Origin of the sequence: Haloarcula sp. JP-L23 (genome assembly GCF_011602445.1) — an archaeon.
GTDB lineage: Archaea > Halobacteriota > Halobacteria > Halobacteriales > Haloarculaceae > Haloarcula > Haloarcula pellucida.
The window spans coordinates 92,026-113,120 of sequence record NZ_CP050016.1 but is presented as its reverse complement, the minus strand read 5'-3'; the positions used below and the strand labels follow the sequence as shown (position 1 = coordinate 113,120).

16 protein-coding genes and 1 pseudogene are annotated in these 21,095 nt (G+C 60.0%); 2 read left to right on the top strand and 15 right to left on the bottom strand.

Translation table 11 applies throughout. The features are described from left to right. Positions 1-44 precede the first annotated feature (44 nt). A pseudogene (gene fdhF, locus G9465_RS21820) lies at positions 45-3,323 on the bottom strand (formate dehydrogenase subunit alpha). Continuing rightward, positions 3,320-4,843, bottom strand: a complete 1,524-nt coding sequence (locus tag G9465_RS21815; protein ID WP_166974558.1) for an NADH-ubiquinone oxidoreductase-F iron-sulfur binding region domain-containing protein — start codon at positions 4,841-4,843, stop codon at positions 3,320-3,322. Before G9465_RS21815 ends, fdhF begins: the two are co-directional and overlap by 4 nt. 848 nt (positions 4,844-5,691) lie before the next feature. Between G9465_RS21815 and G9465_RS21810 the strand changes: the two genes are divergently transcribed. After that, positions 5,692-5,955: a MarR family transcriptional regulator gene (locus G9465_RS21810; protein WP_193571769.1), complete on the top strand. Its 264-nt coding sequence runs from the start codon at positions 5,692-5,694 to the stop codon at positions 5,953-5,955. Between the two features lie 430 nt (positions 5,956-6,385). Here G9465_RS21810 and G9465_RS26170 read toward each other — a convergent pair whose 3' ends face one another. The 7 genes from G9465_RS26170 to glyA all read right to left on the bottom strand — a co-directional run bounded on the left by G9465_RS26170 (position 6,386) and on the right by glyA (position 12,946). After that, positions 6,386-6,508: a hypothetical protein gene (locus G9465_RS26170; protein ID WP_255492002.1), complete on the bottom strand. Its 123-nt coding sequence runs from the start codon at positions 6,506-6,508 to the stop codon at positions 6,386-6,388. Between the two features lie 164 nt (positions 6,509-6,672). Further along, entirely contained in the window at positions 6,673-7,944 is a 1,272-nt protein-coding gene (locus G9465_RS21805) for an amidohydrolase (protein ID WP_227015852.1), read from the bottom strand. A gap of 56 nt (positions 7,945-8,000) precedes the next feature. After that, entirely contained in the window at positions 8,001-8,759 is a 759-nt protein-coding gene (locus G9465_RS21800) for a hypothetical protein (RefSeq protein WP_166974552.1), read from the bottom strand. Between the two features lies 1 nt (position 8,760). Continuing rightward, a complete protein-coding gene (locus G9465_RS21795) occupies positions 8,761-9,510 on the bottom strand; it encodes a DUF5058 family protein (RefSeq protein WP_349674920.1) in 750 nt (249 codons plus the stop codon). 288 nt (positions 9,511-9,798) lie between these two features. Continuing rightward, positions 9,799-10,716, bottom strand: coding sequence for a pyridoxal 5'-phosphate synthase lyase subunit PdxS (pdxS, locus tag G9465_RS21790; protein ID WP_166974549.1), 918 nt, complete (start codon positions 10,714-10,716; stop codon positions 9,799-9,801). An 8-nt stretch (positions 10,717-10,724) separates the two neighbouring features. Beyond that, the gene (lipA, locus tag G9465_RS21785) at positions 10,725-11,672 is read right to left on the bottom strand and encodes a lipoyl synthase (protein ID WP_166974546.1); all 948 of its coding nucleotides are present in this window, start codon (positions 11,670-11,672) and stop codon (positions 10,725-10,727) included. A gap of 23 nt (positions 11,673-11,695) precedes the next feature. Continuing rightward, positions 11,696-12,946, bottom strand: a complete 1,251-nt coding sequence (gene glyA / locus G9465_RS21780; protein ID WP_166974543.1) for a serine hydroxymethyltransferase — start codon at positions 12,944-12,946, stop codon at positions 11,696-11,698. Between the two features lie 182 nt (positions 12,947-13,128). Between glyA and G9465_RS21775 the strand changes: the two genes are divergently transcribed. Then, positions 13,129-13,506, top strand: a complete 378-nt coding sequence (locus G9465_RS21775) for a Rid family detoxifying hydrolase (protein WP_166974540.1) — start codon at positions 13,129-13,131, stop codon at positions 13,504-13,506. 159 nt (positions 13,507-13,665) lie between these two features. Here the strand turns inward: G9465_RS21775 and lpdA are convergent, their stop codons facing one another. The 6 genes from lpdA to ilvA all read right to left on the bottom strand — a co-directional run bounded on the left by lpdA (position 13,666) and on the right by ilvA (position 20,898). Continuing rightward, complete coding sequence (gene lpdA, locus G9465_RS21770) at positions 13,666-15,108, bottom strand: dihydrolipoyl dehydrogenase (RefSeq protein WP_227015851.1); 1,443 nt, start codon at positions 15,106-15,108, stop codon at positions 13,666-13,668. A gap of 124 nt (positions 15,109-15,232) precedes the next feature. Beyond that, the gene (gene gcvPB / locus G9465_RS21765) at positions 15,233-16,657 is read right to left on the bottom strand and encodes an aminomethyl-transferring glycine dehydrogenase subunit GcvPB (protein WP_166974537.1); all 1,425 of its coding nucleotides are present in this window, start codon (positions 16,655-16,657) and stop codon (positions 15,233-15,235) included. Further along, a complete protein-coding gene (gcvPA, locus tag G9465_RS21760) occupies positions 16,657-18,018 on the bottom strand; it encodes an aminomethyl-transferring glycine dehydrogenase subunit GcvPA (RefSeq protein WP_166974534.1) in 1,362 nt (453 codons plus the stop codon). Before gcvPA ends, gcvPB begins: the two co-directional genes overlap by 1 nt. Before the next feature lie 19 nt (positions 18,019-18,037). Further along, on the bottom strand, positions 18,038-18,421 hold the full coding sequence (gene gcvH / locus G9465_RS21755; RefSeq protein WP_166974531.1) for a glycine cleavage system protein GcvH: 384 nt from the start codon (positions 18,419-18,421) through the stop codon (positions 18,038-18,040). Between the two features lie 27 nt (positions 18,422-18,448). Next, a complete protein-coding gene (gcvT, locus tag G9465_RS21750; RefSeq protein WP_166974528.1) occupies positions 18,449-19,540 on the bottom strand; it encodes a glycine cleavage system aminomethyltransferase GcvT in 1,092 nt (363 codons plus the stop codon). Between the two features lie 134 nt (positions 19,541-19,674). Beyond that, a complete protein-coding gene (gene ilvA, locus G9465_RS21745) occupies positions 19,675-20,898 on the bottom strand; it encodes a threonine ammonia-lyase (protein ID WP_166974526.1) in 1,224 nt (407 codons plus the stop codon). Positions 20,899-21,095: the final 197 nt, after the last annotated feature.

Genomic DNA, 21,095 nt, shown 5'->3' with positions numbered 1-21,095 from the left:
TGTTTTAGCGACCTCCGCGTTCGATCTAATCTAGGAACCCTATCTCAGTCGTCGCCGGCCACGCTTCCCGCTCCGGCGTCGGGCGTCCGGAGGACGGCCTCGTCCGTCTCCGGACCGAGCGGTTCGAGGCGGACGCTCGATACCTTGTACTCTGGAATCCCTGCGGTGGGGTCGAACGTCTCGCCGTGAGTTTGTTCACCGCGCCCGCGGCGAAGTGCATCGGGATGAACAGCGTCCCCGGCCCACGCGGTCGGTGACCTGTGCTTTGACGACGATGGACCCGCGGCGGGACTCTACCCGGACGTACTCGCCGTCGGCGACGCCCAACTGGTCAGCGGTGTCGGGTGAATCTCTACGAAACTCTCCCCAACGTGGCTCATCAGCCCTCGACGCGCCGCGTAATCTGGCCCGTGTGCCAGTGGTACAGCACGCGTCCCGACGTGAGCGTCAACGGGAACTCCTCGTCCGGAACTTCACCGGGATGGCCGCCGTCCGCGGGGACGAATCGAGCGAGGCCATCGTCGTGGTTGAAGTTCCCCTCCTCGTAGTCGTAGAGGTACGGCGTCCCCGGGTGGTCCTCGTCCCAGCACGGCCACTGCAGCCCGTGTTCCTCGCCCGCTTCGAGGCGCTCGTACGTGACGCCGCCGTAGATGGGTGCCAGCGAGTTGATTTCGTCCATCACCTCGCGTGGATGGTCGTAGTCCCAGTCGTAGCCCAGACGGTTCGCCAGCGCCTGCGTAATCTCCCAGTCCTGTCGGGCCTCGCCGGCGGCTCCGCCGTCGGACGCACCCGCTGGATGCGCCGCTCCGTGTTGGTGAACGTGCCGTGTTTCTCCGGCGAGGTCGCCGCCGGCAGAATCACGTCGGCGTAGTCGGCCGTCTCCGTCACGAAGATGTCCTGCACCACGAGGAACTCTAGATCCTCCAGCGCCTCGGCGGCGTGCTGGATGTCCGGTTCCGACAACGCCGGGTTCTCCCCGACCACGTACATCCCACGGAGGTTGCCCTCGTGGGCTTCGGCCAGCATCTCCGGCACTTTCAGCCCGGGTTCCTCGGGCGGGCGCTCGCCCACGCCTCGGCGAACTTCTCGCCCACCTCGTCGTCGGCGGGGTCCTGATACCCCGGGAGACTCCCGGGGAGGGTCCCCATGTCGCCCCGCCGCCCTGCACGTTGTTCTGGCCCCGGAACGGCGAGAGGCCCGCGCCGGGCTTGCCGAGTTGGCCGAGCAACAGCGCGAGGTCGGCCATCGCCAGTAGGTTCTCGGTGCCGTGGGACTGCTGGGTCATCCCCATCGCCCAGCCGAAGACGACGGTGTCGGCTTCGGCCAGCGTCTCGGCGGCCGAGGCGAGTTCGTCCGGAGAGACCCCGGCCAACTCCTCGACTTTCTCCGGCGTGAACGCCTGCACCTTCTCCTCTAGTTCTTCGAAGTTCTTCGTGTTGCGCTCGATGAACGCCGTATCGTGCAGGTCGTTCTCGATGATGTAGCGCATCAGGCCGTTGAGCCACGCCACGTCGTACCCTGGATTCGTGCGGGTGTACTGGTCGGCGTGTTCGGCGATACCGACTTTTCGGGGTCGAACACGACGAGGTCCGCGCCGTCGCGGACGTTCTGCTTGATGCGGGTCGCGAGCACCGGGTGAGACTCAGTCGTATTGGACCCGCTGATGAGGTAGGCGTCGGCCTCGCCGATGTCCTCGTTGATGCGGTTGGTCATCGCCCCGTACCCGACCGTTTGCTGGAGCGCCGCCACGGTCGAGGAGTGACAGAGGCGCGCGCAGTTGTCGATGTTCTTCGTCCCCAGCACTTGCCGGGCGAACTTCTGGACGAGGTACGCTTCCTCGTTGCTCCCCTTCGAGGAGGCGAGACAGCCAAGCGCGTCGATACCGTGCTCGTCCTGAATCTCGGTGAGGCGGTCGGCGACGTAATCCAACGCCTCGTCCCACTCGACGGCTTCGAGCTCGCCGTCGTCGTTGCGGACCAACGGCTCGGTCACGCGCTTCTCGCTGTTGGCGAACTCGTGGCCGAACTTCCCTTTCACACAGGTCGAGAAGTTGTTAGCCGGCGCCGTATCGGGGTCGTCGACGGGGACGACGCCCAGCGAGTCCCGTCTTTGCCCCACATCTCGAACCGGCAGCCGACGGCACAGAACCCGCAGGTCGTCTCCTGCTTGTCTATCTTTCCGAGGCGGTACTTGCTCACCATGCTGGCCACGTCGAACAGGCGGCCCTCCGGGAGCGTGTTCGCCGCGATGCTCTCGGCGGTGTGTTCCGCCGCGAGGAACGCCTCGTTCCCGAACTGCTTCGCGAGGTCGCCGGCGTTGCGCTTGGCCTTCGAGACGAACTTCGCCAGCCCTTTCTTGTCGCCGTCGAGCGGTTTGGCGGCCCCGAAGGTGCGGTTCGGTGCCGTCGTGTCGTCGATGGTCTCGACGTCCTCGTGTTCGATGACCTTCCCGACGGAGTTGCGTTGGGTGAATCCGGGGAGCGGGAGCGTCGCGGCCCCGCCGATACCCTTCTCGGTGAGCGACCCCGTTGGACAGACTGTGGCGCAGTGCCCGCAGGAGACACACTCCGAATCGCCCATGGTCTCGGCATCCGATTGGAAGCCGATGCGGGTGTCCTCGCCGTGGCCCTCGATGCGGAGGACGCCCTCGACTTGCACGTCGTTGCAGGCGTCAACACACCGGTTACAGAGGATGCACTTGTTGCGGTCGATCTGGATGAACGACGACGTGTCGTCGATAGGTTCGTACTGGTCTCGCTCGTCGAAGACGCCGTAGCGCGGGTGGTCGACGCCCTCGCTGATGGCGGCGTCCTGCAGTTCACATCGGCCGTTGCCGTTGCAGGTCGTACACCGCAGATTGTGGTTCGAGAGGACCAGGTCGAGGTTGACGCTCCGGGCCTCCTCGGCGTCGGGCGTGTCGGTCCGCACGTCGAGGTCGTCTTCGGCGGGGAACGAACAGGAGGGGACGAGGCCGTGCTCGTCCGTCTCGACCATGCAGGTGCGGCATTCGCTCCGCGGGCCGACCTCGTCGCTGCAGTCGCCCTCGCGGTCGTAGTAACAGAGCGCGGGCACGTCGGCGTCTTCGAGGCCGTCGGCGCCGGGGTCGACCGAAACGCCACTCGCCGCTTCCATGGCGTCGACGAGCGTCGACCCGGGCGGGACGGTGACGGGTTCGCCGTCGACGGTAACGGTAGTCGGTGCGTCGCCAGTCGTCCCCACGTCGGGGTCGTTGGCGGTGCCGGTCTCGAACTCGGCCGTGACCGGCGTCTCCGATTGTGGATCGGTGAGGTCGGGAACGCCGGGGAGTGTCTCGTCGGTACTCATAGTTGCTCCGTACAGGTGCCGGCCGGACAGTGGCCGTCTGCGTGTGCGCGAATCTCCGGTTCGAACTCCTCGATGGCGGTGGTCACGGGCCGGGGCGCGTGCGCGCCGACCTGACAGTTGCTGGACCGGCGCATCACCCGCCCCAGTTCGCGTATCTTCTCGGTGTCGAACGACCCGTCGTACACCTCGCGCAGGAGTTCGGCGAGTTGTTTGGTCCCCTCGCGGCCGGGGACGCACCGACCGCTGTTCTCCGTGGCGGCGAACCGCGCTCGCTCGCCGACGGTCGCCAGCGCACAACGGTCGTCGGCGAGCAGTTCCACGATGCCGTCGGTGCCGAGACCGGCGGCGCGCAAGGACTGTGCGGTCGGGGCAACGTCGAGGTCACGGGTGATACCGCCCAGAACGCCGCCGACGCAGGCCATCTTGAACGCGCCGTCCATCTCGACTGCCTCCCGTACCGTGGCGAGGCTCCCGCCGGACCCCAATTCGACGGTCGCCGGGTTCGCCACGTCGCCGGTGACGGTGACGAGTCGAGTACCAGGGTCGGGAGCATCCGAGTCGTAGGCATCTGGGTTGGTGAGGAGTCGGTGCACGTGAGCGAAGGTCCGTGGGGTGTGGATGACTGTCGGTCGGCCGTAGAGCCCGCGTTCGGCCGGCGTCGGCGGCTGGAGCCGCGGTTCGATGCGGTCTGCGCCCTCCAGTGCTTCGAGCGCCGCCGTCGGTTCGCCCGCCCGATACTCGTCGGGACCGGCCACCAGTTGGGGGACGACCGGAAGCGTTTCGGCGGCGGCGTCGACGGCCCGTTGCAGATGCCGGTGTAGCGGGGAGTCTGCCTCGTTCAGGTAGACGACGGCGTCCTCAGCGCCGACGTACTCGGCCACCACCGCGACGCCATCAAGGATCGTCATCGGCGTGGCGGCAAGCAGTGTCCTGTCGGCACATTGTTCCTCCCGTGTCTCGTTCGCGTTGACGACGACGACCGGGTCACCGTCGGCCGTACGTGCGGTCTCCCACACGTCGACAACCGGGTTGTCGGCGGCCGCATCACCCCGACCACGGCCGATCAGACCGACATCCGCCACCGTTTCGGCCGTCGTGGACGTCGAGACAAAGGTATGCTGGGCAGGGTCAAGCGGGTCGACCCAGCCACAGGGACCCAACACGAGTCGGTGCCCTACTGACACTGGCCCTGTGTCTGGTAAAGGAAGTGTCGTTGTCTGTGGATCGTGCTTAACGACAGCGTCTGCATCGTCGGTGGGCAGGAGGCCACCTTCGATGCTTTTGACGAGCGGCGGAATACTCGACAATGGCGGGTCGTGAAAGAACGCGGTTCGCCGTTCGAGCGATGCCATGAAGAGTGGCCCGTCACCCGCGATGCCGGACGGCCCCGTCTGACGGACTGAAACGGCGTCGGTCGCATCCCGCGCCGCGGTCACCACCGGTTCGTGGTTTATTCGTGCCGCGTCTGCCGAGACGCGGACGACAGGTGAATGGCTTCCAACACCTGGATCGCGTGCCATGGTCAAACAACTGCCGTTACTGAAATAAAACCCCTAGAAGTGATCCAATTATGTCGATTCGGTCGCCCCGATGTTGTAGCTTGAACAGAACACGAACATGGTTATCTGGTGATAGTCGCTGTAGTCACACCAAGCTATCGACCATGGCCTCTATTTACACAATCTGATGGACCTTTCGGCACGGCCGTCGGTCACAGCTGCAACCTTCTGTGCGGCGTTAGCAGCCTCAATGACGGACTTGCGGACGCGGTGGAACGAGCCGACTGCCGCCTCTACAGCGTGATACCACTTCGGTTTCGTCAGTCGTCTCGGTTAGTTCGGTCGCTGTCTTCTCAGTCATTCTGTGATCCCGACATTTCCACTCTATGTCCTACAACATCGCGTGTGGCTCCGTGGGCGCCGCGAAATTGCGTTGAGTGGCTTGTCTGAAAGCAGCCAAGCCCAAAGCAGTAACCTTCTCGGCATACAGTAATTCGACACAGCCGCGGAAAACTGTGTTTTCGAGTTTCGAATACACAAATGTATACGGCTGTAAATACCGATGGGTGTGAGACATTAATAACACAAGTACATGTATTATAATTCGGTTATGCAGGAGTGCGATATCTCACCTGTTTACGATATCGTATCACTACTGAATACAGCGTATGAATGCATCGCACTCGATACACGAAGGGGTCGATAGCGTTCGGCCACCATGGCCGAAATTACACTGTAGACGCCGATTACATGGTGTGAGACGCGTTTCTACCCGTTTCTCGAATGGTGATCGTCTGTACGATGGGGTGGATACGGCTCAGGCTGGGAACCGGTATCACAAAGTACCCTCAGACGGGAAAGTGGAATTGATGACGCAGAAATCCGAGATACGTGACTCTCAAGAGAGAGGTGTAGAAGAGCTCACGATAAGCGCAAAATTGGTTTTCAAGACACTCCAATACGAAGGAGATCTCACACAGAAAGAACTCGTAGAGAAAACCACTCTTGTTGGCCGGACAGTCAGATCAGCACTGAATAAGCTTGAAGAGATCGATGAGATCACGTCACGGGTAAAATACGGTGATGCTCGACAAAAGGTATACTCGATCAACGACACATCTCGGAAGAGATGACCGACCAAGCAACATACGGAGTGTTCCAGACAGGCGATATTGTTTAGTTTGGAGCATTGTACCAGCGACCGAAGGAGTGCAACCAAGATTGGAGGTTTCCCAAGTCGGCGTGACTGAAAATGATCGAGAACATCGAGGTTCAGCGCTTTAGCTCTCGAAATATTCGCTCCGGGCGAGGTACAACTAGCCCGCCGTCTCAGGTTCCTGTGCCACCGACGGCGTGGCCATCTGATTGGCAGTGAAGAAGACGACAGCGCTAACAACCACGCCAGTGATGCCGTCGGCAGGCAACGGAAGTTTGGGCAGGAATATCCCCGTCTTCGGATGAACGGCGGCTACGGTGACGGCCTCAGCGGCTTCAAGACGGGGAACGAACGGTTGGGACGGACCTTCCGATAGTTTCCCCACTGCTGTTCGACGTCGGTGAAATTCACACCGGCAGCATCAACGCTAATTTGAACCTCTTTTTTATTTCATCGACCCCGGTGGATCTACGATCAGTAACGGCCAGAACATCGCTACCGTCGTATTCGGCGTCTGTGGTGGCTTTCATTCTGAACTTCCTCCGCTTGTTGAGGGATCAGAACCTATGTCGATAATTTGCAGTATTCTGCCGATTATTGCAGCTGTTTTTTTATTGTTCGGCCGTATGGGTTGCAGGTACGTCATCCGACGACCCCACAAGAGGACCTCGGTAAATTTAACCCTCTGCCTGGTTCATGAAAGAAGGTCAAGAACGAGTTCTGAGAGTACCGAGACACCGATCAGCAGGCAATCTTCCTCAATATCGAACGTAGGTGTATGATGTCCACTGGGATTGCCACCGCCGATTCCGACGTACGTCGCTTTCCCGCCGTTCTCTTTGACAGCCCGCATAAGATAGGTCACGTCCTCGCTGGCACCTAAACTATCACGTCGGCGCACTGAAGAAACTCCATTAACATCGCCTGCTATCTCGTCGACAAGATCAACCAGTTCTTCGTCGCTGTCCTCACGGATCGCTTCTCCAATAAGTGACGTCTCGGCCTCACAGTCGTGCGCTTCTGCCGCTGAGTCGATGTGTCGGCGAACAGAATCTCGCATATACTCCATCAACTCATCCGATTCCCCACGCACTTCGACTGTCGCAGTCGCTTTACTGGCGATCACATTGGAGGCATTGTCGGACCTGAGTTCGCCAACATTTACCCGAGTGGCACCGTCTCTGTGACGCGGAATCCCGTAGATATTGCTCGTGGCGTCCACAAGTGCTTGGACCGCATTGCGGCCCTCATTGGGCGCTAACCCGGCGTGAGCAGATTCGCCGGTAAAGGAGACATCGAAACGTGAGAAGGCAAGCACCTCGTCGAGGCCCGCTGTCACGGTCCCAGTCGGATAATCGAGCCCGACGTGTGTTCCGATCAGGTAGTCCACATCGTCGATATGTGGTCCGGCGGCCATCGCTTTCCCACCCCCGAGGAGTTCCTCTGACGGCTGGAAAAAGAGCTTGAAAGTACCGCTGAAGTCGCTTTCGAGGACTGTCTGGAGCGTCCCTAAGCCGAATGTGATGTGTGAGTCATGGCCACACGCGTGCATAAACCCCTCATTCTCGGAGCGGAATCCCTCGGCAGCCGGCTTGTGGTTCGCGTCGGACGATTCGGTGATAGGGAGCGCATCGATATCAACGCGAAGCCCTACTGTCGGGCCGTCACCGCAATTAACGACTGCGACAACCCCAGTATGGCCGCCTGCGACCTGTTCAAGCACATCGGTTCGGTCCGTCCGAGATGCCGCTCGTTCGAGCCAATCAGATAGTTCCTGTTCGTCCGGAACCCCCAAACGCTCGTCGGGATCGAGTGCGTCAGCCCCAATGTGAATCTGGTCGACACCCAAGTGTTCGAGTTCTTCGACGATTCTGACCGTTGTCCAGAACTCACGCCACCCAGGCTCCGGGAATTTGTGGAATTCACGCCGGAGATCGATGAGTTCCTGTTCCGTTGGGAGGTGCATCTTCGTTGTCATTGGTAACTTATGATATGTACTCGTTCGTGGCGCTAGTATCTACGTTATTCGTTTGCCTCGTCGGGCGCTGAGATCATGTCGTGGTGCCACATCCAGCGGGCGATGAACGTCGTGCCGAATACGGAGACGATTATCACCGCGTACAGAGGGTAACTCGGCAGGAAGGCCAGATATCCAAGCTCCAACAGTAGCGTCATAATCAACGCTATCGTGAACCCGATACCAGCAACCTTTGGGTAATCTCTTCCGAATTGTGCGAAGATAGCACCGAAAACCGCCGGTACCAGGTACGATTCGAGTGCGCCTTTCCACAGTTCGGGGAGTGCCTGAAAGGCTGAGACGAGTGCGACCGCACCGATCCCCAACATGGCCGTATTGACGATGACCGAAGCAGCTATCGCTATTGTCGAGATGATACTCGCTTGGGGCGTTCCTGTCTCGACGTCTGAAGCCTCTTGGGCCGCTGCAGCACAGGGCAAGCGAAGGTTTGAGATGTTCCCCGACAGGAAGGCGATATACGTCCCAGGAATACCCAGCACCGGGTAATACGACAACGGTTCAATGAACCAAGCCCAGCCAAACGTGAGTGCGACCGAAGCGAAAGCTCCGACGATCGCCGCTGTAGTGGGGAGAATATCGAAGACGACCAGCAGAGCCACTGCCGGCCCCAATGAGAGCGCGACCGCGAGGAGGTTGGTCCTTCTCCCCCACTTATTGATATAAGGAATGAAACTTTCCTCATAAACGTCACTACTGTCCGCCGTTTGGGACTTGCTGACTTGCTTGCTCTGACTTTTAGACATGTTACCACAAACTCCCGAGAGTCACTTGTATCACAACACCGACCAGGAGGCCAACTAACATCGCTGCTCCAAGTGCCCACTCCCTGAGCCACTGAATATCTCGACTGTCAGCAAGGTGCAACAACGCGAGCATAGCAAGTCCTCCAACGGCGACGGCACCAGTCTCTGGAGTTCCGGCTGTGACTTCACCACTCAGAAAGTACGCGAACGCGCCAAGCATCGCTGCGGCGCTGATAATGGGTATGAGTTTTTCATTGCCGTTGCTGATTTTCGTTCTGACTTTCTCCATATGCCGCGTTCCGAATGCCGAGACGAGCAACCAGCCAGTGCCACCGAGTGTCATCGACCAGACTGCCGTTGCGTACGCCGTTTCAGTGATGCCCTCGTCACCCAGGCTGTATCCGAACTGGCTGAGGCCTAACTCAGCAGCTGGTAGCTCGAACGCCACCGACCCGATCACTGAAAGACGCATCCACGCAACGGGACCACCGACTGTCGCAATCAAAGCCAACATCCCAGCTAATACCGCGACTGAAGGACCGATAGCCGAGATCAACCCTGTTTTAAACCCAGTCTTCAGTTTCTTCTCCGATAGCCCCATCTCCCTCCCGTCGTTCCACGCGCGCCGGAGAAAGATAGCGGCTTGCAACAGTACTACTGAAACAACTGGTAACGTCGAGAGCCACAACCAGCGACTATTGGCGACGTCCATATACGCTGGTGCTATTGGTACTAGCTCTAGCCACATCATAGCATATTCGTTATATAACGAACTACCATATATAACCATCGGTGGGGTCTCACAGGTATATAACAATCCGCTATGCAGAGTCCCGTAGATGCGATGGCTAAAAGAGCCGGGCGTTGCACCGAAAACGCGTTAGATTCGCCGCAATCATGCGCGCAAAACCGATATTGCAGTTTCGAAGTTCGTATGTAAACAGTCTCATCAAATGGTTTGATGTCCCTCACAAGCGGTGAGTCCGACACTCGTTCATTGGAGGACAGTCGGCGCCTGTCGGTACCCCAGCATGCGAGCCTAAACGCCGCGTCCTTGGAGTTGCTCCTCTTCGGGCAGGTCGGCGTTGGCGTCGCCTTTCATGCCCTTGCCGACGTTCTTGCTGATTTCGGTGAGTTTCTCGGGGTCGTCCCAGTTGTTGACGGCCTCGACGATGGCGGTGCCCATCGCCTCGGGGTCCTCGGCACCGAAGATGCCCGAGCCGACGAAGATGCCGTCACAGCCGTGGTGCATCATCAGCGCGGCGTCGGCGGGCGTCGTGATGCCACCGGCGGCGAAGTTGACGACTGGAAGCCGGCCCATGTCGGCCGTCTCGTGGACGAGGTCGGCGGGCACTTCGTGCTCGCGGGCCCACTTCTCGCGTTCCTCGTAGCTCATGCCTTCGAGTTTGCGAATCGAGCCCTTGTTGTTGCGCTGGTGGTGGACGGCTTGGTTCACGTCGCCGGTGCCGGCCTCACCCTTGGTCCGAATCATCGCCGCGCCCTCGTCGATGCGGCGCAGGGCCTCCTGCAGGTTGCGGGCACCACAGACGAACGGCGCGGTGAAGTCGCGCTTGTCGATGTGGTAGCGGTCGTCGGCCGGCGTGAGCACCTCGCTCTCGTCCAGCATGTCTGCGCCCGCGGCTTCAAGGATTTCGGCCTCCTTCGTGTGGCCGATTCGCGCCTTGCCCATCACCGGGATGGACACCTCGTCGATGACCGCCTGCAGGGAGGCGGGGTCGGCCATCCGGGCGACGCCGCCGCGCTTGCGGATGTCGGCCGGCACCGCTTCAAGGTTCATCACTGCGACGGCACCGACGTCCTCGGCGATGCGGGCCTGTTCTGGCGTGACGACGTCCATGATGACGCCACCCTTCTGCATCTTCGCGAACCCCTGTTTGATCAGTTCAGTTCCGTGCTCAAGTTCCTCAAGTCCCGTGTCTGCTGTCGTTTTCGTCATTTGTTTTCTTATTTGATCACCAGGTCTGTTCGCGACTGGGTCCGTACTCGCTCGCGTACCCGTTCGATATCCTCCCCGTTGAGTACCGCCTCGATGAACAGTTCACCGGCGCGGTACGAGGATCGGACCATTGGGCCAGAGGCGCAATAGAGGAAGTCCAGTTCCTCTTCGGCGACGCGCTGCCAAGTGTCGAAGGCGTCTGGGTGGACGTATTCGCTGACTTCAAGATGTGATCGGGAGGGCTGGAGATACTGACCCAGCGTCACGACATCAACGCCGACCTGCCGGAGGTCCGATAGCGTCTCGTACACCTCATGGGCGTACTCGCCGACGCCCAGCATCAGGCTTGTCTTCGTGTAGATGTCGCTCTCTCGCCCGACCTGCTTGAGGACTGAGAGCGACTGCTCGTAACCGGCGCGGCGGTCCCGGACCGGCCACTGGAGGCGCTCAACGGTCTCAACGTTATGAGCGATCACATCTGGTTCGGCGTCAACGATTTTCCCAACCAGGTCAGGATCGCCCTGAAAGTCTGGGATCAGGCACTCCACGAGGATCGAGGGATCCCGTTCCTTGATTGCGTGGATGGTCCGGGCGAAGTGATTCGCGCCCTGATCGGGCAGATCATCACGGTCGACTGACGTGAGGACGACATAGTCGAGACCGATGTCAGCGACAGCTTCCGCAACGTTCACTGGTTCGTCCTCGTCAAGCGGCTCCATCCCACCGGTCTCGACATCGCAGAAGTTACACCCCCGCGAGCAGCGGTCGCCCATGAGCATGAAAGTCGCAGTGCCGGGACCGTCACGGCCGGACCAACATTCGCCCATATTTGGACAGTTAGCCTCCTCACAGACGGTGTGGAGGCCCCGCTCGCGGAGCGATTGCTTGATATCGGTGAATCGCTCGCCCGATGGCGGCCGAATCTTCAGCCAGTCCGGTTTACGCGCCTTGCTCATAGTATTTGACAGTCGATCGATGATTAGTCATAAATGGGGTACTCCGAACAGAGTTGATCCACTTCCATCGATACCTCCTCGGCCAGGTCATCGTCGTCTGGGTTGTTGAGGAGATCGACTATGTAATTGCCGATCGTTTCCATCTCCGGCTCGTTGAACCCGCGCGTCGTCAACGCAGGCGTCCCGATGCGGATGCCGCTTGTGATGAACGGCGACCGTGACTCGCCCGGGACGGTATTCTTGTTGACCGTGATCCCGACACTCTCAAGTCGCTCCTCGGCGTCTTTTCCGGTAATCGACGGATGCGATTCACGCAGGTCGACGAGGAGAAGATGCTTGTCGGTGCCACCGCTGACGAGCGACACTCCGCGATCGGTGAATACGTCTGCGAGCGCCTTTGCATTCGCAACGATCTGTTCCGCGTAATCTCTGAATTCGTCGGTGAGCGCTTCCCCGAAGCCGACGGCCTTGCCGGCGACGTTATGCATCAACGGGCCGCCCTGCGCGCCGGGGAAAATTGCTCTGTTGATTTCCTCGGCATGCTCCTCCGTCGTGAGGATTATCCCACCGCGGCCAGCACGAATCGTTTTGTGCGTACTCGCCGTCACGAAGTCGGCGTCCCCAACCGGGTTCGAATGGACGCCACCAGCGATGAGTCCCGTGACGTGGGCGATGTCCGCCATGTGGTACGCGTCGACGGCGTCGGCGATCTCGCCGATGCGCTCGTAATCGAACTCTCGCGGGTACGCTGACGATCCACTGACGATGAGACCCGGGTCGAATTGCTCGGCGTGGTTGGCGAGTTCGTCGTAGTCGATGTACCCCGTCTCCGGATCGACGCCGTACTGCTCAACCTCGTAGTACTGACCCGAGAAGTTGACGTGATAACCGTGCGAGAGATGACCGCCGTGGGTGAGGTCCAGCGAGAGGAGCCGGTCGCCAGGCTCCAGCATCGCAAAGTAGACACCCATATTGGCCTGCGTACCGCTGTGAGGCTGGACGTTCGCGTGTTCGGCTCCGAAGAGTTCTTTCGCCCGATCGATGGCCAGCTGTTCCACAGTATCGACGTGGTCGCAGCCGCCGTAGTACCGTGATCCGGGATACCCCTCGGCGTACTTGTTGGTTAGTACCGAACCCTGCGCTTCAAGGACAGCCTTGGAGACGTGATTCTCCGAGGCAATCATCTCTAGGTTCTCTTCTTGTCGTCTCTTTTCTCCTCGGATGGCGGCTTGAACGTCTGGCTCTGACGCTGACAGGTCACTGTCCGGTAACATACGTGTTCAGTTATCACCACTAGTAGAATTAAAACCCTCGGTCGAAACTGTGGTCTCGGGACGATTTGGAAAGAACGCAACTCCCGTAGTCGGTTCATAGGTCCCCGAGTCGGTCCTGAAAACAACCACCAAACCACCGGTCTGTACCATATTTTAAGTCGATGGGCCGGAGTGATTGGTGTATGGTGCGAACCATAGAGACAGCCGAAGCGCCGGCAGCGGTCGGTGCGTACAGCCAAGCGACCAAACACGACGGTGTTGTATTTACCGCCGGACAGATCCCTGCGACACCCGATGGCGATCTATTAGACGACGCGCCGATCGCCAGACAAACCGAACAGGCGCTCGATAACGTGGAAGCGGTACTGGCCGAGGCAGGACTGGCGATGAGCGATGTCCTCAAAGTAACCGTCTTTCTCGACGACATCGACGATTTCGAGGCAATGAACGAGGTGTACAGCGGTTACTTCGACGACGAACCTCCCGCACGTAGCGCCGTTGGTGTCAGCGAACTCCCGAAAGGCGTCGGTGTCGAGATCGAAGCCATCGCCGGCCAGTAAGGCGACTTCCCCCAACCGATCCCAGACTGCGATTTTGAGTCGACAGGACCGCGGCACTGCAGCAGACGGCAGTACCATGTCCCCGGCCTACAGTGACCTGCGTTGGACTGCTCGCGGCCAGACCTCCCGTTCATGGCTTGAGTCACTGGGCAGAACCAATTACCGGTCCAATGTATGGATCGGATGGCCGAGCGCGCAGTCGGCCGCTTCCATGATCGCTTCAGAGAGCGTGGGATGGGCGTGGACGGTCGAAACGATGTCCGAAAGTGTCAGTTCCTGCTCGACGGTGAGTCCAATCTCGGCAGTCAACTCGGATGCCTCGGGGCCGACGATCTGTCCACCCAGGACGGTCCCAGATTCGGCGTCAGCGACGAGTCTCACGAACCCCGTCCGCTCTCCAGACGTCAGCGCTCGCCCGCTCGCTCGGAACGGGAACTCGCCCGTAGTAGGTTCGTAGCCCTGTTCGCGCGCCTGGGTTTCGGTCAACCCAACAGACCCGATCTCGGGATCAGTGAACACAACACTCGGAACGGTACGGACTGGGTCGGGCGCCGCACCTGCAATCGTCTCGGCTGCAACGACGCCCGCAGCGCTTCCCTCGTGGGCAAGCATTGGTTCGCCTGCAACGTCACCCACGGCGAAGATCTGATCGATATTCGTTCGTCCGAGTTCGTCCGTTTCGACAAATCCATTCTCGTCGCACTCGACCCCGAGTGCGTCAATCCCTGCTGTGTCGGAGACCGGATTACGACCGATCGCGATCAACGCCTTATCGGCTGTTAGCCATTCGACCGCGTCCTCGTTCGTTTCGTTCCTGGCAGGTTCGGTGGCAATCCGTATCTGTCCATTGTCGATTCGCTCCCAGTCTGTTGCGACGCGACCGAACTGAAAGGACAACCCGAGCTTCTCGGCCCGTTTTCGCACCGGCTGGGTTAAATCATCCGAGTACCGCGGCAGCGGCGCGTCCAACATCTCGACGACGGTCACGTCCACACCAAGTTTGGCGAACATCGTCGACAGTTCCATCCCGATGTAGCCCGCACCGACGACCGCGAGTTCGTCAGGAATCGCATCGAGATCGAGCGCCGCCTTCGCGTTCAGAATCGGTTCGTCGTCGAACGAGAATCCGGGGAGTTCGATCGGTCTGCTCCCGGTAGCGACAATTGCGTGGTCGAACGCGATCGTTTCGGTGTCTCCGTTCCCATCCTCCCAGACCTCTGCGCGGTGCTCGGCGACCAATTGGGCCGTTCCCTTGCGTAGTGTGACGTCGTTGGCCTTACAGAGCTTCTCAACCCCCTTTGTGAGCCGCCGAACAACGCGATCCTTCCATTGGACGAGACGCGCGAAGTCGACCGAAACATCTGCCTCGATGCCTCGATCCTCCACGTTCCGGATCGAGTGGACATCGTCGGCTGCGTCGATCAGCGCCTTAGAAGGGATACAGCCGTGATTCAGACACGTTCCGCCAACGCCACTCCGATCAACGAGAGTGACGGTTTGGCCGAGCTGTCCCGCACGGATGGCTGTGACATAGCCCGCGGGACCGCCGCCTATGATAAGTACGTCTGTCTCTTGCATGGGTATGCTGGCCTCTTGGAACATTCTCGGCTGCCTCCTGTTAATACTTCCCCGTCAAGCTGGAGGGGGTCAGGATAAACGCAGTGCTGTGGAAGAGCCGAGCCGGATCACCGGCACGACCTTGACGGGAAAGGCTTAGCGCCGCAGCTCACTCAAGCGAGTGCCAGGAGAGGCGCGGGTTTCGGGCAGCGCTTGTCTGATCGATGCGACGGGCTGCCGTTGATGACGGCGCCGTCGACAGCGACTCCTCGTTCTCTCCTGCCACCGTATTGAACGCATCGGCGAGTTGGTCGAGGGTGTCCTGGCTTTCCATCTCCGTCGGTTCTGTCATGAGGGCCTCGGAAACAATTTCCGGCCACTTTGTCGTCGGCGGGTGGACCCCGTAATCGAGCATTCTCTTCGCGAAGTCGGCGGCGTCGCGGTCGCCAGCGCTAGCGACGAACTCGTGGTGGAACGGTCCGAAAGGTATGTCGAGGTCGATCTGCGATCCGAGATAATTCGCGTTCAGTACCGCCTTCGCACTCGTGTCTGTGAGTCCTTCGTCACCGAGCCGCTCGATGTAGGCGTAGGCTTTCAGTAGGACGAGCCAGTTCCCCATCGCGCCGTGAACCTTACCAATCGAGCGTTCGGGCTCGTACAACTCGTAGCTCTCGCCGTCGGCCCGCACGTGCGGGGAGGGAAGGAATTCGGCCAGATCAGCTGTGACACCGATCGGACCGGCTCCCGGCCCGCCACCGCCGTGGGGAGTGGCGAAGGTTTTGTGCAGATTGAAGTGCATGATGTCGAACCCCATGTCGCCCGGCCGGGCCTGGCCCAGCAGCGCGTTCAGATTCGCCCCGTCGTAGTACAGGAGTCCGCCTGCATCGTGGACAATCTCAGCGATCTCCTCGATGTCGCGCTCGAACAGCCCCAGCGTGTTCGGGTTCGTCAGCATCAGTGCCGCCGTATCATCGCCGACAGCCGCTTCCAGTGCATCGAGATCAACCCGGCCATCGTCACTCGGCGGGAGTTCGACCACCTCATACCCTGCCATCACTGCGCTCGCGAAGTTCGTCCCATGGGCACTTGCGGGGACGATGACCTTGCTGCGGTTCCCCTCACCGTTGTGTTCGTGGTAGCCCTTAGCGACGAGAATGCCAGTGAACTCGCCAGATGCGCCGGCAGGCGGCTGGAGTGTCACTGCGTCCATCCCACCAATCCGCCCGAGGTAGTCCTGCAAACGGGCATACACCGCGAGCGTGCCCTGGGTACTCTCAGCAGACCTGTCCGGGTGAACGGCCGCGTCGGCAAGCGCGGCGACCTCTTCGGTGAACTTGGGGTTATACTTCATCGTACAGGACCCCAACGGGAATGGCCCGCTCTCGACGCCGTAATTCATCTGGGATAGGCGCGTGTAATGGCGCGCAATCTCGGGTTCCGAGAGCTCCGGGAGCGTCACTGATTCGCGAGTTAACTCGTCGGGAAGTTCGGTTCGGTCCTCGACGTCGACTGTCTGCTCGTTCTTTTCTGCGAGTAGGGGCTCGTAGCGAGAGTCGTCCGTCTCACTCCAGACGGCCTGATTGTAGTGCTGCATCAGGCCACCACCTCCTTGACAGCCTCCACGAACTCATCCCGCTCAGACCGGTTCGCGTCGGTGATACAGACCTGGATTTGGTGTTCGTCGACGGCATGAACCGCGAATCCGACGCTTTCGAGGTCAGAGGCGACCTGCTCAGCGTCCCGGGGCGTCTCCGCGAGGAACTCGCGGAAGTGGTGCCGGTCGTGGACCGGTGCAGTGACGCCATCGATGTCATTAAGGTCGGCCGCCAGTTCTCGGGGGAGTTGGACGCACTCCTCGGCCAAATCGACCAGCCCGGTCGCGCCGAGCCAGGCGACGTGGATCGCGGTTCGCAGAGCGACCCACGCCTGGTTGGTGCAGATATTGGAGGTAGCCCGCTCTCGGCGGATATGTTGTTCTCGGGTCTGCAGTGTTAGTGTGTAGGCACGGTTGTCGTTCGCGTCTTCGCTCGCACCGACGAGCCGTCCTGGTACTTGCCGGAGGTAGTCCTCGCGGCAGGCGAAGAGGCCGAGGCCTAACCCGTAGGCAGGTGACAGTCCGAGGGCACTCGCGTCGCCGACGACTACATCTGCGCCGACGGTGGACGGTTCCTCGAGCAGTGCAAGCGCGACGGGATCTGTCCCTAAGCAGAACGCAGCGTCATGCTCGTCTGCGATATCGCCGACCGTCGAGAGGTTCTCCTCGATGGTGCCAACAGCCGTGGGATTCTCAACGTATATCATCACCGTCTCATCGGTGACGTTGTCGGCAAGCGCTGTCGGATCGGTTGTCCCGTCCACAGTGGGATACGTCTCGACCGTCATATCGCTACCAATAAGATAGTTCTTGAGGACAGAGAGACGCTCTTCACGGACGAGGTCTGAGACCAGTACCTTCGAGCCGCTCGTTCCGCGGACTCGGTCAGCCAACAGCGCTGCTTCGCCCAGCGCCGTCGCCGCGTCATACATCGAGCAGTTCGCGACCTCAAGGCCGGTAAGTTCAACCAGCATCGACTGATACTCGAACAACGCCTGCAAGAACCCTTGAGCGATCTCAGGCTGGTACTGTGTGTAACTCGTAAGGAATTCCGAGCGCAACGAGAGGTTATCGATGAGCGAGGGTACGTAGTGTTCGTACCGGCCGCGACCGAGGAACTCGGTAAGTTGGTCGTTCCGTGCAAGCGTGTCCGATACGTCACGAACGACCGATTGCTCCGACGACGACTCGATCCCAAACGACCCGTCGAACTGGACCGACGATGGGACGTCGAACAGGTCCTCAACGGACTCGGCGCCAATGGCGTCGAGCATCGCCTGAACGTCCTCTTCGGTGTGTGGCGCAAAGGGGCTGTCTGTAGATCGGTGCTCGCTTTTCGTGTCTTGGAATTGCTGTGACATTGTTGTTTGCCCCGTCTGATTATTCGATCTGCTCTCGATATTCGCTAGCTGACAGGAAGGATTCTGTATCGAGGTCCCCATCGAGCTCCAGTTCGATCAGCCAGCCGTCACCGTAAGGATCCTCGTTGACGAGTTCGGGCTCGGACTCCACGGCCTCATTGATGTCTGCGACGACGCCAGCAACAGGGGCGTAGACATCGGAGACAGCCTTGATACTCTCGATGACGGCAAAGTCGTCGCCAGCGTCGAAATTGGTGCCGGCAGCCGGCAGTTCCACGAAGACGATGTCACCGAGTTCGTCCTGTGCAAAGTCGGTGATCCCGATCCTCACAGTATCTTCGATTAGTTCGATCCACTCGTGCGATTCGGTATAGTACGGTCCGTCGGGTATGTCAAATTCCATTGGTGGTATTTGTGATTCGTTGGTAGTTCACTCGCGATGCTCTTGGAGGAATCGGTGGCTTACAACCGTCGCCGCCACCGTCCTATTGCGTACCTCGACGCCGAGTGAGGTGCCTTCATCGACGTACGCGGCATCGACATAGCCGAGCGCGATTGGTACCTCAAGCGTCGGACTCATCGTCCCACTGGTTACATGGCCGACCTGCTCGCCATCGTGCAGGATCGGATATCCGTGGCGCGGGACCCCTCGCTCCTGCAACTCCAGCCCGATGAGCAGTTCGTCGGGGTTGTCCGCGTCGCGAAGTGCCTCCTGGCCGACGAAGAACGGCTTCGAGCTATCGACGACGAATCCCAGTCGCGCCTCGTAGGGCGTGCGCGGTTCGTCCTCTGGGTGGAAGTCCTGTCCGGAGAGCAGCAGTCCGGCCTCAAGCCTAAGTGTGTCTCGCGCTCCGAGCCCGCAAGGCTGTACGTCGTCGAACGCATCCCAGATCATCTCGGAGTCATCGGCGTCGAAGATCAGTTCGAAGCCGTCCTCACCGGTGTAGCCGGTCCGGGCAGCGAGACAGTCGGCGCCATCGATACTCGTTTCGCGGGTACTGAACCGGGACACATCCTCAAGGGAATCGGCCGCGGCCGCCTGGACGTACTCAACTGCGTCTGGGCCCTGCACGGCGAACATCCCGAGATCCTGGGTCCGGTTCGCAACAGTTGCGTCGAGGTTGTTTGCCGCCGCGTGGTCGGTCCAGTGGTTGACCATCGCCTTGTCGTTTCCGGCGTTGGGAATGAAAAGGTATTCTTCGCCGTCAGGCTGAAAATAAACAACGGTGTCGTCAATAATCGTCCCGTCCTCCGCTAGGATGCAGGCGTATTGAGCGTCTCCTGGATCGAGCGCGGTCACGTCGTTGGTCGTAAGCCGATTCATCAGTTCTGCTGCTTCCGGACCGGAAACCGTAACTTCACCCATGTGACTAACGTCGAAGATACCGACTGAGTCACGAACCGCAGCATGCTCGGTCTGTATCGAGTCGAACGAGACCGGCATATCCCAGCCGCCGAAGTCAGTGAAGTCGGCCCCGGACTGCAAATGCTTCTCGTGAAGCTGTGGCCTTTTGGTCGACACGCACTAGATGCTCTTCTGGAGCAATATATAGCTTATCGTGAGCACGATCCCGGATGTACCACGACGAGCTGGGAATTGGTGCGAAGTTGCGACGTGTGACAGCGTAGTTCGATCCCGAGACTCCATGGCGCACATCAGTTGAGACGGGAGACCTCGTAGCCCGCATCACCGATCGATTGGATGATGCGTTGGGTATGTCGGTCGCCACTCGTCTCGATCCGGATGTCGAGATACGCCTCGCCGACCTTCAGCTCGTCGACGGCTCGCTCGTGGTTCACGGTCCGGATATTGGCATTCTGGTCGGCGATGATGTTTGAGATGCAGCCCATCTTCCCAGGCTCATCGACGATTCGGACCCGGAGCTGGACGAGTTGCTGTCGATAGGTGAGCTCGTGTGTGAGTGTCCGCTGGAGCATCGTCGCGCTGAGATTCCCACCGCTGAGAATCGGAACAACCGTCTCGTCAGTGACGGCGAGTCGGTCGCTCAGGAGCGCCGCTACGGTCGCGGCTCCGGCACCCTCGACCATCTGCTTTGTCCGTTCGAGGAGATAGCGGATGCTATGTGCGATCTCCGTATCCGAGACCGTCACCACCTCGTCGACATGCTGGTCGATGAGGTTGTACGTGAGCACGGAGATGCCGCCTGTTGCGATCCCATCAGCGATCGTTTGGACCGAATCGATTGTCTGTGGGGCACCCTTCTGGAGGCTTTGTGGGACGGTCGCTGCGTCTTCGGCTTGAACGCCAACGACACGGACGGAGGGAGCCAGTTCCGCGATCGCCGCCGCGACGCCACCGATCAGTCCGCCCCCGCCGATCGGCACGACGACCGTGTCGATATCCGGGACCTGATCGAGTATTTCGAGGCCGAGTGTCCCTTGACCAGCAACGATATCAGGGTCATCGTATGCGTGCACGAAGACCGCGCTATCGTCGACTAGCGACTGGGCATAGTCCATTGCTGCTTGGAAGTTCTTGCCGCGGAGTTCGACATCGGCACCGTAGCCCCTCGTCGCGTCAATCTTTGATTGTGGTGCATTCGTCGGCATGACGATGGTGGCTTCGAGCCCGGTCTTCGCTGCAGCGAGCGCGACGCCCTGCGCGTGGTTGCCAGCGCTGGCAGCGATCGCTCTGTCGACGGTCGCTCCATCGTCGTCATCTGCAATCTTAGACAGTTTGTTGTACGCTCCCCGTGTCTTGAACGAGCCGGTTCGCTGGAGGTGCTCCATTTTGAGGAATACCTGGGCGTCAGTGTCGCGGTCTAATGTGCGGCTCGTCTCGACCGGTGTCTCTCTGGCAACCGATTCGGTATCAAGACGGTCCTGCGCTCGCTGAATGTCGTCGAGTTCTATAGACATGGTTCTCTTGGACCGGTGGTCGGCTTCCGAATGATTACTATCGGTGAACCACGCAGTAGCCGACCGATCATGTGCAACGATCACGCGAGCCATTTTATAGGTACTGGTAGCTGGGGTTAGATTCCTCGTGTCTCTAGGCTTAGATAGCAGTTCAGAATACAGAGAGAGGAATATCGGTGCTGACCAGTGGGGGTGGT

What these genes read in the sequence shown, in the direction of transcription:
- gcvH (WP_166974531.1), bottom strand. Translation starts at nt 18,421, where the DNA reads ATGGAATTTGACATACCCGACGGACCGTACTATACCGAATCGCACGAG.
- G9465_RS21795 (WP_349674920.1), bottom strand. Translation starts at nt 9,510, where the DNA reads ATGATGTGGCTAGAGCTAGTACCAATAGCACCAGCGTATATGGACGTC.
- G9465_RS21815 (WP_166974558.1), bottom strand. Translation starts at nt 4,843, where the DNA reads ATGGCACGCGATCCAGGTGTTGGAAGCCATTCACCTGTCGTCCGCGTC.
- gcvPA (WP_166974534.1), bottom strand. Translation starts at nt 18,018, where the DNA reads ATGTCACAGCAATTCCAAGACACGAAAAGCGAGCACCGATCTACAGAC.
- G9465_RS21805 (WP_227015852.1), bottom strand. Translation starts at nt 7,944, where the DNA reads ATGCACCTCCCAACGGAACAGGAACTCATCGATCTCCGGCGTGAATTC.
- glyA (WP_166974543.1), bottom strand. Translation starts at nt 12,946, where the DNA reads ATGTTACCGGACAGTGACCTGTCAGCGTCAGAGCCAGACGTTCAAGCC.
- gcvPB (WP_166974537.1), bottom strand. Translation starts at nt 16,657, where the DNA reads ATGCAGCACTACAATCAGGCCGTCTGGAGTGAGACGGACGACTCTCGC.
- G9465_RS26170 (WP_255492002.1), bottom strand. Translation starts at nt 6,508, where the DNA reads ATGAAAGCCACCACAGACGCCGAATACGACGGTAGCGATGTTCTGGCC.
- G9465_RS21775 (WP_166974540.1), top strand. Translation starts at nt 13,129, where the DNA reads ATGGTGCGAACCATAGAGACAGCCGAAGCGCCGGCAGCGGTCGGTGCG.
- pdxS (WP_166974549.1), bottom strand. Translation starts at nt 10,716, where the DNA reads ATGACGAAAACGACAGCAGACACGGGACTTGAGGAACTTGAGCACGGA.
- ilvA (WP_166974526.1), bottom strand. Translation starts at nt 20,898, where the DNA reads ATGTCTATAGAACTCGACGACATTCAGCGAGCGCAGGACCGTCTTGAT.
- G9465_RS21800 (WP_166974552.1), bottom strand. Translation starts at nt 8,759, where the DNA reads ATGTCTAAAAGTCAGAGCAAGCAAGTCAGCAAGTCCCAAACGGCGGAC.
- lipA (WP_166974546.1), bottom strand. Translation starts at nt 11,672, where the DNA reads ATGAGCAAGGCGCGTAAACCGGACTGGCTGAAGATTCGGCCGCCATCG.
- lpdA (WP_227015851.1), bottom strand. Translation starts at nt 15,108, where the DNA reads ATGTTCCAAGAGGCCAGCATACCCATGCAAGAGACAGACGTACTTATC.
- G9465_RS21810 (WP_193571769.1), top strand. Translation starts at nt 5,692, where the DNA reads ATGACGCAGAAATCCGAGATACGTGACTCTCAAGAGAGAGGTGTAGAA.